The following is a 16609-nucleotide window of genomic DNA, read 5'->3' on the forward strand; positions in this document are numbered from 1 at the left end:
GCAAACCCCCTCTCATCGACGAATCGCCAGGCGCTGTTCCAGGTAACGCAGCAGCAGGGCGATGAGGTAACAGGCAGCCACATAGAGCGCGGTCGTCACCAGCCAGGTTTCAATCACCCGGTAGCTTTCGACGTTGATCTTGCGGGCGTAATAGGTCAGCTCCGGCACCGCAATCGCCGCCGCCAGGGAGGTGTCCTTGAACAACGAGATAAAGTTGTTCGACAGCGCCGGCAGCACGTTGCGCAGCATCACCGGCACCGTGATATAGGCGCGGATCTGCCACTCCCCCAGGCCAATCGCCAGGCCGGCTTCGCGCAGGCCCTTGGGAATATTCAACAGGCCGGCACGAAACACTTCGGTCAGGTACGCCCCGGCGTACAGCGACAGGGTGATGATGAACGAGGGGATCTTGTCCAGGCGGATGCCCAGGCTGGGCAAGGCGAAGTAGATCAACAGGATCAGCACCAGGATCGGCGTGTTGCGCACCACCGTCACATACACCGAGGCCAGGATGCGCAGCGCACGGTGCCGGGACAGCATGGCAAAAGCCATCAACAGGCCGATCACGCAGCCGATGGCAATCGACAGCAAGGCCAGTTGCAGGCCCAGGCCGAGGCCTGCGAGCAAGGTGTCGAAATCGCGCCAGACTGCGGCAAAATTCAACTGATAGTTCATGGTCGGCAGTACCTTGAGCGGGGCGCCCGCTGCGACGCCGCGCGCTCAACAATCATTTGAATTCCACCGGAAAGCCAATCGCCGGGCTCGGCAGGTCGACGCCAAACCACTGCTTGAACGAGGCCGCATAGGTGGGGAACTCGACGCCGGTCATGGCTTCATGCAGCGCCGTGTTGACGAAGTTCAGCCAATCCTGGTCGCCACGCTTGACCGCGCACGCGTAGGTTTGCGGGCTCCAGGCGTAGGTGGGGCTGCGGTAGCGGCCGGGGTTCTGCACCATCAGGTATTTGACCGAAGACTGGTCGGTGGCGGCGGCGTCGGCACGCCCGGAGTTCACGGCCTGGTACATCAGGTCGACGCTGTCGTATTGGTCGACCTTGGCCTTGGGCAGCGCCTGGTGCACCAGTTCTTCGGCGTAGACGTTTTGCAGCACCGCCACGGTGACGTCGTCGCCCGCTGCCTGCAGGTCTTCGAGTTGCTGGTATTTGCTGTTGGCCGGCAACAGCAGGCCCACGCCTTCGCGGTAGTACGGCAGGGTGAACGCCACCTGTTGCGCGCGGCTGGCGGTGACGGTGATGAACTGGCAGCTCATGTCGACTTTGTTGGTCAACAGGTTGGGAATCCGCGCATCGGAGGACTGCACCACAAACTCGACCTTGCTCGGGTCGTTGAACAGGCCCTTGGCGACAATACGTCCGATATCGATATCAAAACCCTGCAACTTGCCATCCGCTCCCTGGAAGTGCCACGGCGCATTGGTACTGCCTGTACCGACAATCAGGTGCCCACGCTTGAGCACATCGTCGAGCTTGCTGTCGGCCTGCACTTGGCTGGCGAGGGAAGCCGAGGCGGCGAACAGAAAAACACAGGCTTTAAACACGGAAGGTCGGCGATGCATGACAAGCACTCCAGGAGTTGTGTATTCCGCTATACCGGAACATGGTATGTAACAACGGAATAGACAGCAGAAAGTGTGCCACAGCCAGTAACAGAAAAATATTGAAGAGTTAAAGGTGTTTTAAATCAGCCAGATAACAAGGCATCGACGAACCAGCGCCGCGCCAGTCACACCAGGCACACTGCTACCGTGCGCCCCAATCCGTTGCGATCCGTCACATTTGGGTGCGTTACCTGTGAATTCTCACAGTAGACCGTCCGGCCCGCCCGGCTTAGGGTTTGGCCACCGGCCTATAAGGAGATTGTCATGGGACTGATCAACACGCTGATCGACAACGCAGATGCGTATAGACGGGCGCTGCAGACACAACGCACGGTGTTCATGCTCTTTGTATCGCCCCAGTGCCCGGCGTGCGGCGCGGCCAAGCCACTGTTTCGCAAAGTGGCCGGCCGCTATCGCCGTCAGGCAGCGCTTTATGTACTCGATACGAGCCAGACCCCACGGCATCCCGAAGTGACCGGCACACCGACGCTGCTGATATTGAAAAACGGCAGGCTGGTCGAAAAGCTCAAGGGGTTCGGCCCCTGGGAGACCCAGGAGCAGACCCTGAAGAGAACCTTCGAGCGGCACACCCGTGGTGTGCCAACCAAAAGGGCAAAACCCCGTTAACCCGCCGTGACAGGCATCAGCAACACCTGCGTCACCCGGCGCTCCTCCACCGCCGCCACCGTCAAGCGCCAGCCTTCGTATTCCAGGCTGTCACCCACCACCGGCAGGCGATCCAACAGGCTCATGACCAGGCCAGCCAAGGTCTGGTAATCCTCGGTGGCCACCGCCTGGAAACCCGTGCGCTGGCGAATCAGGTTCAGGTTCAACGCACCGTTGGCACGGTAACCGCCCTGCTCCTGGACGATGTCCGGGCCTTCGACTTCACTGGCATCGGGCAACTCACCGGCGATGGATTCGAGGATGTCAGTCATGCTCAACACCCCCATGAAATCGCCGAATTCGTTGATCACAAAGGCGATGTGCGTCGACTCCTGGCGCATCTGCTCCAGGGCGTTGAGGATCGAGAAGCTGTCGAGCAGGTTGATCGCCCGCCGCGCCAGGTGTTCGAGGTTCGGCTCGTTGCCGGCCAGGTACTCCTTGAGCAGCTCCTTCTTATGCACGAAGCCCAGGGGCTCATCCACCGCGCCATTACGGATCAGCGGCAAGCGCGAGTAGGACGAGTGCATCAATTTCAGGCGAATCGTCTCCGGGTCGTCGGCCAAGTCGATGTAGTCGACATTCGCCCGAGGGGTCATCAAGGTGCGGATCGGCCGCTCGGCCAACTGCAATACACCGCTGATCATCACGCGCTCACGGCGGTCGAACAGCGGGCCTTGACTGCCCTGGGAGTCGCCCAGCAGGTCCGTAACGTCCTCACCCACCTCTTCCACCGCCAGGCTGCGACCACCCAGCAAGCGCATCACCGCATGGGCAGTGCGCTCACGGATCGGCCGCACGCCTTGCGCCGACTTCTTGCGGCGCGCCCGGGCGATCTGGTTGAACACCTCGATCAGGATCGAGAAACCGATGGCCGCGTACAGGTAGCCTTTCGGGATGTGGAAGCCCAGGCCTTCGGCGGTCAGGGCGAAACCAATCATCATCAAGAAGCCCAGACACAGCATGATCACCGTCGGGTGCGCGTTGACGAAGCGGGTCAGCGGCTTGCTGGCCACGATCATCACGCCGATGGACACGATCACCGCGATCATCATCACCGCCAGCTCGTCCACCATGCCGACCGCAGTAATCACTGCGTCGAGGGAGAACACGGCGTCCAGCACCACGATCTGCGCCACGATCGGCCAGAACATCGCGTAGGCCGCATTGCCGGTGCGTTCGGTGACATGCCCTTCGAGCCGCTCATGCAACTCCATGGTGGCCTTGAACAACAGGAACACACCACCAAACAGCATGATCAGGTCGCGTCCGGAGAAGCTCTTGTCGAACACCTCGAACAACGGCTGGGTCAAGGTCACCAACCAGGAAATACTCGCCAGCAAGCCCAGGCGCATGATCAGCGCCAGGGACAAACCGATCAACCGCGCACGGTCACGCTGCTCCGGCGGCAGCTTGTCCGCGAGGATCGCGATAAACACCAGGTTGTCGATACCCAGCACCAGTTCCAACACAATCAAGGTCAACAGGCCGAGCCAGGCCGTTGGATCCGCTAACCATTCCATATAGAAGTCTCTGTCTCTTTATTGATTTTCAGAATGCCGGGCACAACAAGACGCGGTCGGGTGACCGGGAAAAGGTTAGCAGTCTGAATAGAGGATGTTTCAGCGGGAACGTCGGCAGTAGCGGTCTTGGGGAAAGACGACTGGGGGGCTCCGAGAGGGTGTTCATGCAAGTCCTGCAGTGAGAAAAGGACTTTAATCCTACAGCGGAAATACAAATCTCCTACAATTTAAAACTATTACAAGATCTGTAAAAGCCGCCCCCAGAAGCCTGTGCTGTGGGCTTGTGTAGGAGCTGGCTTGCCAGCGATGCAGACACCTCGGTGTATCAGGTAGATCGAGGCGATGCTATCGCTGGCAAGCCAGCTCCTACACAAGCCAGCCCCCCCCCACACACACCAGAGCCCATATTTTGAGAGGAGACAGGTCAGGTTTTACGGGTAGCGTCGTCCAGCGCCAGGATGGTGTGGGCATTGGTTACCGTGGTCGCCAGGGTATTGATCACCCCCGAGCGCAACGCCCCCAAGGTCGCGGCGGCCTTGGTGTTTTCACTGGCAATCGCCACCACATCGGGAATGCGGAACAACTCCTGCACCGTCAAGCCGATCACCCGCCCCTGGATGGCGTTGACCGCCGGCTGGCCATGAATGTCGATAAAGTCGTAACCCATCATGTCACCCACCGTGCCGGACAAGCGCGCCTGGGCGATTTCCTGGGGTGAGAACCAGCCCATGCGCACCATGTTGCTGTTTTCGCTCATGTCGCCAATACCGATCAGCGCCATATCGGCACGCCGTGCGCGGTCGAGGGTCGAGCGTACGGTGTCGTTGCTGATCAGCACGCTGCGCAGTTCCGGGTTGGCCACCAGCGCCGGGGCGTACAGGCTTTCGCTCTCGCCGCCAAAACGCAGGGCCAGGCGGCGGCAGATATGGTCGGGGTTCATGTATTCGCCGGCCTTGAGCGAACCGCCAATGGCGCAGACAAACGTGCAGTTGCGCGTCACCGGCAAAAACACGTTATCGGCCACCGCCCCCACATTGCGCCCCATGCCCACGGCGACAATCATGCCGTCGCCCAGGGTCTTGTTCAGGTAGTTGGCCACCAGGCTGGCCACGGCGGAACGCTGGGTGTCGGCGTCGCTGTGGTCGACCGCGATCAACGCGCGATCCAACTGGAAACGCTCCACCAGCGCCTGTTCCAGTTCGTTGTTCATCGCCGGATGCTGCAGCACCCGCACCTCGACAATCCCTTCATCGCGCGCACGCTTGAGCAGCCGGCTGACTTTCGCCCGGGACAGGTCAAAGCGCTTGGCGATGGCTTCCTGAGTGACGTTCTCAAGGTAATAGAGCATCGCCACTTCGGTCATCAGATCGATATCGCTGGCGGTGCGCAGGGTACTGTCACTCATGGGGACGGGCTTCCGTTTCGGCGTCAAAGGCGCATTCTCCCGACTCTTGCCCTGCTCCGTCCACTACTGATGCCCATCACGCTCAATGGCATTGATGCGCTCGACCTTGGCCCCGGACCGCGCCGCCTCGAACTCCGAGGCCAGAAACGCGGTGACGATGCTCTTGGCCAGCTCCGCCCCCACCACCCGCGCACCGATGGACAGGATCTGCGCATCGTTGCTCTTGCGCGCGCGCTCCGCCGAATAGGTGTCATGGGCCTGGGCCGCGCGAATACCCAAGACTTTATTGGCCGATATCGCCATGCCGATGCCCGTGCCACACACCAGCACCCCCAGGCGCTGTTGCCCGGCATTGATGGCCGTGGCCACCGCCAGCGCAATATCCGGGTAGAGCACCGGCGCTGTGGAATGGGTGCCAAAGTCGGTCACCGGATACCCCAGCGCCTCGATATGGCGCTTCAACAGCTCCTTGAGCTCAAAACCCGCTTCGTCACATCCGATAGCCACCGGAAAAGGTGTGTTCATGGCATTAGGCTCCGCTGCCGTGGTGAAGTTTAAGACTGATCATATGATCACTCGATGAAATTTCGATCAGTCATTTCTCGGATATTCCCTCGCAACTGTCAAGCACGTTTTAACTGACCCTCCAGTCAAACCCCTCTAAAACGCCATACATCAAGAAAACCTTGGCGATTACAAGTTTTCAATGAAAGAGATTGACTGATCAGAATTTCATTTGATACACATATGCTCACGCAGCAACACGACTGTGTACCTAATAAGAACTCACAGCACGAGGACACGCCGATGGCCACGCCATTACTGCTCCAGGCTGAACACGTCGCCAAGGCCTACGCCGGCATCCCTGCCCTGCGTGACGGCCGCCTCTCGCTGCGGGCCGGCAGTGTGCATGCCCTGTGCGGCGGCAATGGCGCCGGCAAATCCACGTTCCTCAGTATCTTGATGGGCATCACCCAGCGTGACGCCGGCAGCATCCTGCTCAATGGCGCCCCCGTGCATTTCCATCGCCCCAGCGAAGCATTGGCGGCGGGGGTCGCGATGATCACCCAGGAGCTGGAGCCAATCCCCTACATGAGTGTCGCCGAAAACATCTGGCTGGGCCGCGAACCTCGGCGCGCCGGCTGCATCGTCGACAGCAAGGAACTGCACCGGCGTACCCGCGAACTCCTGGAAAGCCTGGAGTTCGAGGTCGACGCCAGCGCGCCCATGCATCGCTTGAGCGTGGCGCAGATCCAACTGGTGGAGATCGCCAAGGCATTCAGCCATGACTGCCAGGTGATGATCATGGACGAACCCACGTCCGCCATCGGCGAGCGCGAAGCCGAAACCCTGTTCAAGGCCATCCGCCGCCTCACCGCCCGTGGCGCCGGGATTGTCTATGTGTCCCATCGCCTCAGCGAGCTTGCGCAGATTGCCGACGACTACAGCATCTTTCGCGATGGCGCCTTCGTCGAAAGCGGGCGCATGGCCGATATCGACCGCGCCCACCTGGTGCGCGGCATCGTCGGCCAGGAACTGACACGCATCGACCACAAGGTTGGACGCGAAAGCGCCGCCGAGTGTTGCCTGGACGTCCAGGGCCTGAGCCGCAGCGGCGAGTTCCAGGACATCAGCCTGCAATTGCGCCAGGGTGAAATCCTCGGCATCTACGGCCTGATGGGTTCGGGGCGCAGCGAGTTCCTCAACTGCATCTACGGCCTGACCACCCCGGACGCCGGCAGCGTCACCCTGCAAGGCAAGCCGATGCCCATCGGCCTGCCCAAGGCGACCATCCGCGCCGGCATGTCCCTGGTCACCGAAGACCGCAAGGAAAGCGGCCTGGTGCTCAGCTCCAGCATCCTCTCGAACATCGCGTTGTCGGCGTACAAGCAGCTGTCGAGCTGGTCGCTGATCAACGCGCGCAAGGAAAACCAACTGGCCGAGGACATGGTCAAGCGCCTGCAAATCAAGACCACCTCCCTGGACCTGCCGGTGGCGTCCATGAGCGGTGGCAACCAGCAAAAGGTGGTGCTCGCCAAATGCCTGTCGACCCAACCGGTGTGCCTGCTGTGCGACGAGCCGACCCGGGGCATCGATGAAGGCGCCAAGCAGGAGATCTATCACTTGCTCGACCAGTTCGTGCGCGCCGGTGGCGCGGCTATCGTGGTGTCGTCCGAGGCCCCGGAACTGCTGCACCTGAGTGACCGTATCGCGGTCTTCAAGGGCGGCCGCCTGGTGACTATCAGCAGCGACACCGCCCTTTCCCAGGAAGCCTTGTTGAGTCTTGCCTCATGAACGCCAAAACCCTTGCCACGCCACTGACCACCCCCGCGCGCAGCCGCCTGCGGCTTTCCCTCGACCGCTTTGGCCTGCCGCTGGTGTTTATCCTGCTGTGCGTGGTCATGGCGTTTGCCAGCGAATACTTCATGACCTGGCGCAACTGGATGGACATCCTGCGCCAGACATCCATCAACGGCATCCTGGCGGTGGGCATGACCTATGTGATCCTGACCAAGGGCATCGACCTCTCGGTAGGCTCGATCCTCGCCTTCGCCGGCCTGTGCAGCGCCCTGGTCGCGACCCAGGGCTACGGCCTGCTCGCTGCCGTCAGCGCCGGGATGTTTGCCGGGGCGATGCTGGGGGTGGTCAACGGGTTCATGGTGGCCAACCTGTCGATCCCGCCCTTTGTCGCCACCCTCGGCATGCTGAGTATTGCCCGAGGCATGACCTTTATCCTCAACGACGGCAGCCCGGTCACCGACCTGCCGGACGCCTACCTGGCGCTGGGCATCGGCAAGCTCGGACCGATTGGCGTACCGGTCGTCATCTTTGCCGTGGTCGCACTGATTTTCTGGATGGTGCTGCGCTACACCACCTACGGGCGCTATGTGTACGCGGTGGGCGGCAATGAAAAAAGCGCGCGCACCTCAGGGATCGGCGTGCGCAAGGTGACGTTCTCGGTGTATGTGGTTTCGGGTTTGCTGGCCGGCCTGGCAGGCGTGGTGCTGTCCGCGCGCACCACCTCCGCCCTGCCCCAGGCGGGTATGTCTTATGAGCTGGATGCGATTGCCGCCGTGGTGATCGGCGGCACCAGCTTGTCCGGCGGCGTCGGCACCATTGTCGGCACGCTGTTCGGCGCGCTGCTGATCGGGGTGATCAACAACGGCCTGAACCTGCTCGGCGTGTCCTCCTATTACCAACAGGTCGCCAAGGGCCTGATCATCGTGCTCGCGGTGTTGATCGACGTGTGGCGCAAGAAAAAACGCTAGTCGCTTTTGCTCTGAACCGAACTGAACGACCACAACAATAAACGGGGTTCTCATCATGAAATTCGCTACATCGTTTGCCGCCGTGGCGGCCCTCTCCCTGCTCGCCAGCAGCGTCACCCTGGCCGCCGATGGCAAGACCTACAAAGTCGGCGCCGCCGTGTACGGCCTCAAGGGCCAGTTCATGCAGAACTGGGTGCGCGAGCTCAAGGAACATCCGGCAGTCAAGGACGGCACCGTGCAGTTGACCGTGTTCGACGGTAACTATGACGCACTGACCCAAAACAACCAGATCGAAAACATGGTCACCCAGCGCTATGACGCGATCCTGTTTGTACCCATCGACACCAAGGCCGGCGTCGGCACGGTGAAGCAGGCGATGTCCAATGATGTGGTGGTGATCGCCTCCAACACCAAGGTCGCCGATGCCAGCGTGCCGTACGTGGGCAACGACGATGTCGAGGGCGGTCGCCTGCAGGCCCAGGCCATGGTCGACAAGCTCCAGGGCAAGGGCAATGTGGTGATCATCCAGGGCCCGATCGGCCAGTCGGCGCAGATCGACCGCGAAAAGGGCGAGCTGGAAGTGCTGGGCAAGCACCCCGGAATCAAGATCATCGAGAAAAAGACCGCCAACTGGGACCGCGCCCAGGCCCTGACCCTGACTGAAGACTGGCTGAACGCCCACCCCAAGGGCATCAACGGGGTGATCGCGCAAAACGACGACATGGCCCTGGGCGCCGTGCAGGCCCTCAAATCCCATGGCCTGACCTCCAAGGAGGTGCCCGTCACCTCCATCGACGGCATGCCCGACGCCATCCAGGCGGCCAAAAGAGACGAAGTCACCACCTTCCTGCAAGACGCCCAGGCCCAGTCCCAGGGCGCACTGGACGTGGCCCTGCGGCAACTGGCGGGCAAGGACTACAAACCCAAGTCGGTGATCTGGGAGCGTTATGCCAAGGACGTGACCTGGGGCGACGGCACCGCGAAGAACTACATCCTGCCGTGGGTGCCGGTGACCAATGCCAATGCGGATGCGCTGTACCAGCAGGTCAGCGGTACTAAATAGCAGTTCGACCTATAAATGCTATCCAAATGTGGGAGCGGGCTTGCTCGCGAAGGCGGTGGGTCAGCCAACTGATGTGTCAACTGACACACCGCCTTCGCGAGCAAGCCCGCTCCCACCTTTGAATCTCCAGCGACTGAGAGAATGGAGTTAAACCAATGTCTGGATTCTGGAACCAAGCCTTCGACCTCACCGGCCGTTGCGCCGTGATCACCGGCGGGGCCGCCGGGATTGGCCTGGCGTGTGCCAGCCTGCTGGCAGAGCGTGGCGCGCGCGTGGCCCTGCTCGACCGTGATCCGGCCGTGGTTGAAGTGGCCGCCAGCCTGGGCAGCGGGCATCTGGGCCTGGCCGTCGACCTGCGCCAGCTCGACCAGGTGCAGAGCAGCATCGATTACGTGTTCGCGCACTTCAAGCGCCTGGATTATTTGGTCAACAGCGCCGGCGTGGTGATGCTCGACAAGGCCATCGATGTCAGCGAAAACGCCTGGGACATCACCCTGGATATCAACCTCAAGGCCAGTTTTTTCGTGGCCCAGGCCTGCGCCCGGCACATGCTCGCCCAGGGCAGCGGGCGCATCGTCAACCTGGCATCCCAGGCGGCGGTGATCGGCCTGGATCGGCATGTGGCCTATTGCGCGAGCAAGGCCGCGATTGTCGGCATGACCAAGGTCCTGGCCATGGAATGGGCGCCGCACATCACTGTAAATGCCATCTCCCCCACCATCGTCGAAACCGCCCTGGGCAAGAAAGCCTGGGCCGGTGAAGTAGGCGAACGGGCCAAATTGCAGATCCCGGCGGGCCGTTTTGCCCAGCCGGATGAAATCGCCGGGCTGGCGTTGTACCTGCTCAGCGACGCAGCCCAGATGATCACCGGCGCCAATATGGTGATCGACGGCGGCTACAGCATTCAGTAATCCATCTATTCGTCGTGAGGTCTGTCATGTCCACCGCTACCGAACGTACCGCCGAACAACTCCACCCGGTAATCCCCAAGACCATGCAGGCCGTGGTTTGCCATGGCCCGGAAGACTATCGCCTGGAAACCGTCGATGTACCGACGCCAGGCCCCGACGAGATCCTGACCAAGGTCGAGCTGTGCGGCATCTGCATGGGCGATATCAAGACCTATCGCGGCGCACCGTCGTTCTGGGGCGACGCCGAGCAGCCGCGCTACGTCAAGCCGCCGATGATTCCCGGGCATGAGTTTGTGTGCCGCGTGGTCGCCCTGGGCCCCGGCGCCGAGAAGCGTGGGGTGAAGGTCGGCGACCGAGTGATTTCCGAGCAGATCGTGCCGTGCTGGGGCTGCCGTTTCTGCAACCACGGCCAGTACTGGATGTGCCAGAAACACGATCTCTACGGCTTCCAGAACAACGTCCAGGGCGCCATGGCCCAGTACATGATTTTCACCAAGGAAGGCATCATCCACCAGGTACCCGACTCCATCGCGCCAGACGAAGCGATCCTTATCGAACCCCTGGCCTGCTCGCTGCACGCGGCGGAACGGGCCAATGTGGATTTCGACGACGTGGTGGTAGTCGCCGGCGCCGGCACCCTGGGCCTGGGGATCATCGGCGCGGTGCGCATGCGCAACCCCAAACGCCTGATCGTGCTCGACATGAAACCCGAACGCGCCGAACTGGCCCTGCGCATGGGCGCCGACGAAGTCTGGAACCCGGCCGAGGTCGATGTACTGGCGAAAATCCGCGAAATCACCGACGGTTATGGCTGCGATATCTATATCGAAGCCACCGGGCACCACAAGGCGGTGAACCAGGGCCTGGCGATGCTGCGCAAGTTGGGGCGCTTCGTCGAATTCAGCGTATTCAACGACGAGGCCACGGTAGATTGGTCGATCATTGGCGACCGCAAGGAACTGGACGTACTCGGCTCGCACCTGGGCCCGTACATGTACCCACGGGCCATCGACTTTATCGGCAAGCGCAAGATCGACATGCGCGACGTGGTCACCCACAAGTTTGCGCTGGCGGACTTCAAGGAGGCATTTGCGGTGATGGAGCGCGGGGACAAGTCCTTGAAGGTTGTGCTCGAACCCTAAAACACCCCAACCGCTTTTTACTGTAGGAGCGAGCTTGCTCGCGAAAAACCTGAGGGCGACGCACTCATCCAGGTAGCCCGCGTTAGCGTTAACGTTTTTCGCGAGCAAGCTCGCTCCTACAGTTAGTTGCTCACAACAAGAACAGGAACCCGCGTTATGAATCGAGTCATCAACGATCCGGACCAAGTGGTCGAAGACATGCTGCGCGGCATTCTGGTCGCCCACCCGGAGCTGCGCCAAAGCGACAGCAACCCCCGTGTGATCAGCAAGGCCAAGCCCTCCGGCCAGGGCCGCGTAGGTATCGTCACCGGCGGCGGTTCCGGCCATGAACCGGCGTTTCTAGGCTATGTCGGCCCCGGCCTGGTGGACGCGGTGGCCGTCGGCGAAATCTTCTCCTCACCCACCGCCAAGAGTTTTTTCGATGCGTTTCGCGTCGCTGATCACGGTGCCGGCGTGGCCTGCCTGTACGGCAACTATGCCGGCGACAACATGAACGTGAAGCTGGCAATGAAAATGGCCGCCAGCAAAGACATGCGGATCCGCACCGTGGTCGCCAACGATGACGTGGCGTCGGCGCCCAAGGCCGATATCGCCAAGCGGCGCGGGGTGGCCGGGGAAATCTTCATGTGGAAAATCGGCGGGGCCGCCGCCGCGCAGCACTATGACCTGGACGGGGTGATCCGCGTCGCGCAGAAGGCGGTCGATCACTGCCGCTCCATCGGCATCGGCCTGACGCCCTGCACCATTGCAGCGGTGGGCAAGCCGAACTTCCAGATCCCGGACGGCCAGATGGAACTGGGCATCGGCCACCACGGCGAACCCGGGATCGAGGTGATCCCGATCGAATCCGCGGCGGCCATGGCTCAACGCATGCTGGCACCGATCCTCGCCGACCGCGATTTCAGCCAGGATGACAGCGTGGTGGTGCTGGTCTCGGGCCTGGGCGCGACGCCGGTGATGGAGCTGTACATCTTCTACGCCGAAGTCGAAAGCCAGCTCAAGGCCAAGGGCCTGAAGATCCATCGCTGCTACGTCGGCAACTACTTCACCTCCCTGGAAATGATGGGCGTGACCCTGACCCTGCTGGGCCTGGATGCCGAGCTGAAAACCCTGATCGACCAACCTTGCCGCTCCATCGGCATGACCCAGGCGGAATAAACCATGAGCCAGCATTTTTCCACCCACGACGGCAGCGCGATTGTCACCGACCTGGTCAGCGTGATCGTCGCCAACCGTGAATACCTCAGCGAAGTTGACGGCGCGATTGGCGATGGCGACCACGGCATCAACATGGCCAAGGGCTTTGCCCATTGCGGCCGTACGATCGAAGGCCGGCAACTGACCCTGGCCGAGGCCCTGGATGAACTGACCCTGAGCCTGATGGAAGGCATCGGCGGCTCCATGGGCCCGCTGTATGGCAGCCTGTTTATCGGCATGGCCGACGAGGTGCGTGGCAGCGACAACATCGACGCCGCCACCTTCGCCCATCTGCTGCGCGGTGGCCTGACTTCATTGCAGGACATCACCGAAGCCGGCGTCGGCGATAAGTGCCTGATGGACACCTTGATCCCGGCGGTGGAGGCGTTTGAGCGGGCGCAAGCGGCGGGGGCGTCCTTCAGCGACGCCCTGGACGCGATGAAAAGCGCCGCCTCCCAGGGCCGCGATTCGACCAAGGACCTGGTGGCCAGGATCGGCCGGGCCAGCCGCCTGGGCGAACGCTCGCTGGGGGTGCTGGATGCCGGGGCGGTGTCCTGCTGCCTGATCCTCACGCAACTGGCAGACTCGATCCAGCCGCGCCTGGCCCGGTAGGAACCGGATTGCCGGCGCCTACGGGGTGGGGTTTTGCTTGATGTGCTGGATGTACCGCGCCACCGCCGGGGCTTTTTCAAAGCGCCGGTAAATCAGCGACAGCCACGACGATGCATCGCTGCCCTGGAGGGTGCGGTAGTGCACACCCGGCAGGCTGACATGCCCCACCACCGACTCCGGCACCACCGCCACGCCCTGCCCCAGCGACACCAGGGCAATCACCGCCACCAGGCCGCCCGGCTGCGGTCCCAGGCGCGGGGCATAGCCGCCTTGTGCGGCCACCTGCAAGGTGCCGCTGATTTGCTCGGGCAGGATGAAGGTCTCGTTCTGCAAGTGCGCGCAGGTGATCGCCTTCAACCCCAGCAGCCACGAGCCCTGGGGCAGCGCCAGGACAAAACCCTCACTGCCCAGGCGCAGCGCCTCCACACCGTCGGGCAAGGTCATGGGTGAGCGAATGTAGCCAATGTCGTAGCGCCCTTCGGCCACCAGCCCCGGCAACAGCGCCATGGGGCTTTCCCGCACGCTGAGGCTGACATCGGCAAACTGCGCGCAAAACCCCTGCACCTGGCGTTGCAATACCCCGGAATACACCGCCGACGCGACATAGCCCAATTCGATATGACCGATCTCGCCACGCCCGGCGCGTTGGGCATTGCGCTGGGCGAACTCGAACTGGCGCACGGTGCTTTCGGCTTCACCCAGCAACGCGCTGCCCGCCTCGGTCAGGCTCACGTCACGCTGGCGCCGGATAAACAGGCGCGTGCCCAGGGCACGTTCCATATCCTGGATCTGCCGGCTCAACGTCGGCGGGGCAATATCCAGTTGCTCGGCGGCACGCGTGAAATTGCGGTGCCGGGCAACGGCCAGGAAGTAGCGGAAATGACGTATTTCCATATAAGGATTAGCTCAAAGGTAATGATGTGCTTGGCTTCGGCTAACAGAACCACCGGAAGTTGACGTTAAGCTCAGGGACGCCCACAGTAGAGAACCCTCATGATGCCCGTCAAATCCAGCTTGCCTGTTGCCTGCCAGGTAATCACGCCATGAGTCGGGTCAGCCCACGCCTTACCCTGTTGACCGCCTCCGGGGTCTGTTCGCTGATTGTCCTCGACACCAACATCGTCGCGGTGACCCTGCCGACCATTGCCCGCGACCTGGGCGCCAATTTCGCCGATATCGAATGGGTGGTCAGCGCCTATATGCTGGCCTTCGCCGCCCTGCTGTTGCCGGCCGGGAGCATTGCCGACCGCTTCGGCCGCAAGAAGACCCTGGTGTGGGGCCTGGGTATTTTTATCCTCGCCTCCCTGGGCTGTGGCGCTGCGCCCAGCGTGCTGCTGCTGGATATTGCCCGCGCCGTGAAGGGTGTCGGTGCCGCACTGCTGCTGACCTCGGCCCTGGCTTCCATCGGCCATGCCTTTCACGATGAACTGGAACGGGCCAAGGCCTGGGCGTTCTGGGGGGCCTGCATGGGCGTGGCGATGACCGCCGCCCCAACCCTCGGCGGCCTGATTACCCATTACATGGGCTGGCGCTGGATTTTCTACCTCAACCTGCCGGTGGGCCTGGCGTTGCTGGCGCTGGTCCTGCATGCCATCCCGGAATCGCGCGACAGTCAATCGGCGCGCCTCGACCCTTGGGGCAGCCTGACCTTCAGCGCCAGCCTGCTGTGCCTGATCTGGGGCCTGATCGAAGCCAACCGGATCGGCTGGGACAACCCACTGACCTATGCGCGCCTGCTCGGCGGTGCGTTCCTGCTGGGCCTGTTTGTGCTGGTGGAGCGCGTGCAGCGCCGGCCAATGGTAGACCTGCAACTGTTCCAGTACCCGCGATTTATCGGCGCGCTGCTGGGGATGTTTGCCTACGCCGGGTGCGCCCAGGTGATGATGACGCTGCTACCGTTCTACCTGCAAAACGGCCTGGAGTTTTCTGCGATTGCCTCGGGCCTGGGAATGCTGCCGTTTGCCCTGACCATGCTGATCTGCCCGCGTATCGGCGCACGCCTGGCCAACCGCTTCGCCCCCGCGACCATGATGGCGACCGGGCTGGCCCTGGTGGGCTGCGGCAACCTGTTCAGCGCCTGGGCGGTCAGTGTCGGCGGTTACCTGCCGTTCGCCCTGGCGATAGCCGTGACCGGCGCCGGTGCCGGCCTGCTCAATGGCGACACCCAGAAAAACATCATGGCCTGCGTACCGAGGGACCGTGCGGGCATGGCCTCGGGCATGAGTACCACCATGCGTTTCAGCGCGATCATGTTGGCGATTGGGGTGTATGGCGCGCTGCTGGCCAGCCATAGCGAGCATCTGCTGCACGCCAGCCTCGGCGCGCAATGGCAGGCCCAGGTACCGGGGATTGCCTCGCGGGTGGTGGCCGGGGATATGCCAGCAGCCATGGCGCTGCTGCCGGAATCGGCGCAGGGGCCGATGCAACCCTTGGCATGGCAGGCATTTGTCGGTGGGTTTGGCAGGGTGTTGTGGGTGGCGGGGCTATTGAGCCTGCTGGGAGCGCTGGTAGTAGGCCTGTTGATGAGGCATCCGATTCCGCTGCTGCAGCCCGTAGCCCCAGTCAAGTGAGCGTCAGCAAGATCCCGAAGCTCACCAGCAATGCGCCAAAAATCCGGTCGATCCACTGTCGCGCGGCCAATAACCTGGCGCGCACCGCCCCGGCGGAGAAGCACAGTGCGACGAGGCTGAACCACACCACATGTGCTCCAGCGATAAATAGCCCGTACCCGATTTGTGCCGTCACAGCGGTGTCCGGCCGTACGACTCCCATGAACAGACTGACGATGAAGATCGATGTCTTAGGATTCAACGCATTTGTGAGAAATCCCGTACGCAGCGCTCCCAGATCAGACATGGCGGGCGGTGGCGCATCCGACGGTTCAGTGGCCGGCCCGGAACGAAGCATCTTGATGCCCAAGTAGACGAGATAGGCCGCTCCAGCCAGCTTCAACACATTGAACAACCAAGGCGTTTGTTGCAGCACCAAGCCCAATCCGAGCAGCGTGTAGCACACGTGAACAAGCACCCCTAGGCCAATTCCGACAGCGGTGAGCACGCCCGCCCTTCGAGACAGGAGCAATCCGTTGCGAGACACCATGGCGAAATCCGGCCCTGGACTGATGCACGCCAGTAGTGTGATGGTGATTACCGCTATCCATTCGCCCATGCTGTACCCTTTGAATTCTTGGTGGTGTAGGGCAATATTTA

General features: G+C 62.1%; 16 protein-coding genes. 9 read left to right on the plus strand and 7 right to left on the minus strand.

From position 1 onward, the window contains the following. Positions 1–12: 12 nt before the first annotated feature. Together ACSSVH_RS14870 and ACSSVH_RS14875 are read right to left on the minus strand one after the other, a co-directional pair. Positions 13–675, minus strand: coding sequence for an amino acid ABC transporter permease (locus tag ACSSVH_RS14870; RefSeq protein ID WP_169956572.1), 663 nt, complete (start codon positions 673–675; stop codon positions 13–15). Between the two features lie 52 nt (positions 676–727). Next, entirely contained in the window at positions 728–1573 is an 846-nt protein-coding gene (locus ACSSVH_RS14875) for a transporter substrate-binding protein (protein WP_170057141.1), read from the minus strand. Between the two features lie 306 nt (positions 1574–1879). On the opposite strand from ACSSVH_RS14875, the gene ACSSVH_RS14880 reads away from it, so the two are divergent. Next, positions 1880–2242: a thioredoxin family protein gene (locus ACSSVH_RS14880; RefSeq protein ID WP_170041174.1), complete on the plus strand. Its 363-nt coding sequence runs from the start codon at positions 1880–1882 to the stop codon at positions 2240–2242. Here the strand turns inward: ACSSVH_RS14880 and ACSSVH_RS14885 are convergent. The 3 genes from ACSSVH_RS14885 to rpiB all read right to left on the minus strand — a co-directional run bounded on the left by ACSSVH_RS14885 (position 2239) and on the right by rpiB (position 5731). After that, the gene (locus tag ACSSVH_RS14885) at positions 2239–3801 is read right to left on the minus strand and encodes a TerC family protein (RefSeq protein ID WP_169956578.1); all 1563 of its coding nucleotides are present in this window, start codon (positions 3799–3801) and stop codon (positions 2239–2241) included. The genes ACSSVH_RS14880 and ACSSVH_RS14885 overlap by 4 nt on opposite strands. 424 nt (positions 3802–4225) lie before the next feature. Continuing rightward, positions 4226–5206, minus strand: a complete 981-nt coding sequence (locus tag ACSSVH_RS14890) for a sugar-binding transcriptional regulator (protein WP_029293725.1) — start codon at positions 5204–5206, stop codon at positions 4226–4228. Between the two features lie 63 nt (positions 5207–5269). Beyond that, positions 5270–5731, minus strand: a complete 462-nt coding sequence (gene rpiB / locus ACSSVH_RS14895; protein ID WP_029293723.1) for a ribose 5-phosphate isomerase B — start codon at positions 5729–5731, stop codon at positions 5270–5272. 282 nt (positions 5732–6013) lie between these two features. Here rpiB and ACSSVH_RS14900 point away from each other — a divergent pair, with 282 nt between their 5' ends. The 7 genes from ACSSVH_RS14900 (at position 6014) to dhaL (ending at position 13400) form a co-directional block, all read left to right on the plus strand. Beyond that, positions 6014–7501, plus strand: coding sequence for a sugar ABC transporter ATP-binding protein (locus ACSSVH_RS14900; RefSeq protein WP_170041173.1), 1488 nt, complete (start codon positions 6014–6016; stop codon positions 7499–7501). Continuing rightward, the gene (locus ACSSVH_RS14905) at positions 7498–8475 is read left to right on the plus strand and encodes an ABC transporter permease (RefSeq protein ID WP_169956582.1); all 978 of its coding nucleotides are present in this window, start codon (positions 7498–7500) and stop codon (positions 8473–8475) included. The genes ACSSVH_RS14900 and ACSSVH_RS14905 overlap by 4 nt, the downstream gene beginning before the upstream one ends. A 55-nt stretch (positions 8476–8530) precedes the next feature. Then, positions 8531–9538, plus strand: coding sequence for a substrate-binding domain-containing protein (locus ACSSVH_RS14910; RefSeq protein WP_169956584.1), 1008 nt, complete (start codon positions 8531–8533; stop codon positions 9536–9538). Positions 9539–9693: 155 nt separating this feature from the next. Further along, complete coding sequence (locus ACSSVH_RS14915; RefSeq protein WP_169956586.1) at positions 9694–10449, plus strand: SDR family oxidoreductase; 756 nt, start codon at positions 9694–9696, stop codon at positions 10447–10449. Between the two features lie 26 nt (positions 10450–10475). Continuing rightward, complete coding sequence (locus tag ACSSVH_RS14920; RefSeq protein WP_029293713.1) at positions 10476–11591, plus strand: MDR/zinc-dependent alcohol dehydrogenase-like family protein; 1116 nt, start codon at positions 10476–10478, stop codon at positions 11589–11591. Positions 11592–11747: 156 nt separating this feature from the next. Beyond that, a complete protein-coding gene (locus tag ACSSVH_RS14925) occupies positions 11748–12749 on the plus strand; it encodes a dihydroxyacetone kinase subunit DhaK (RefSeq protein WP_169956588.1) in 1002 nt (333 codons plus the stop codon). Positions 12750–12752: 3 nt separating this feature from the next. Further along, on the plus strand, positions 12753–13400 hold the full coding sequence (gene dhaL, locus ACSSVH_RS14930; RefSeq protein WP_492633390.1) for a dihydroxyacetone kinase subunit DhaL: 648 nt from the start codon (positions 12753–12755) through the stop codon (positions 13398–13400). An 18-nt stretch (positions 13401–13418) separates the two neighbouring features. Here the strand turns inward: dhaL and ACSSVH_RS14935 are convergent, their stop codons facing one another. Beyond that, positions 13419–14294, minus strand: coding sequence for a LysR family transcriptional regulator (locus ACSSVH_RS14935; protein WP_169956592.1), 876 nt, complete (start codon positions 14292–14294; stop codon positions 13419–13421). Positions 14295–14443: 149 nt separating this feature from the next. Here ACSSVH_RS14935 and ACSSVH_RS14940 point away from each other — a divergent pair, with 149 nt between their 5' ends. Then, positions 14444–15970: an MFS transporter gene (locus ACSSVH_RS14940; RefSeq protein WP_492633391.1), complete on the plus strand. Its 1527-nt coding sequence runs from the start codon at positions 14444–14446 to the stop codon at positions 15968–15970. Here ACSSVH_RS14940 and ACSSVH_RS14945 read toward each other — a convergent pair. Then, entirely contained in the window at positions 15963–16568 is a 606-nt protein-coding gene (locus ACSSVH_RS14945) for a LysE family translocator (protein ID WP_169956596.1), read from the minus strand. The two genes, ACSSVH_RS14940 and ACSSVH_RS14945, sit on opposite strands and share 8 nt — an antisense overlap. Between the last annotated feature and the right edge of the window lie 41 nt (positions 16569–16609).

Source organism: Pseudomonas sp. HC1(2025), from assembly GCF_058742075.1.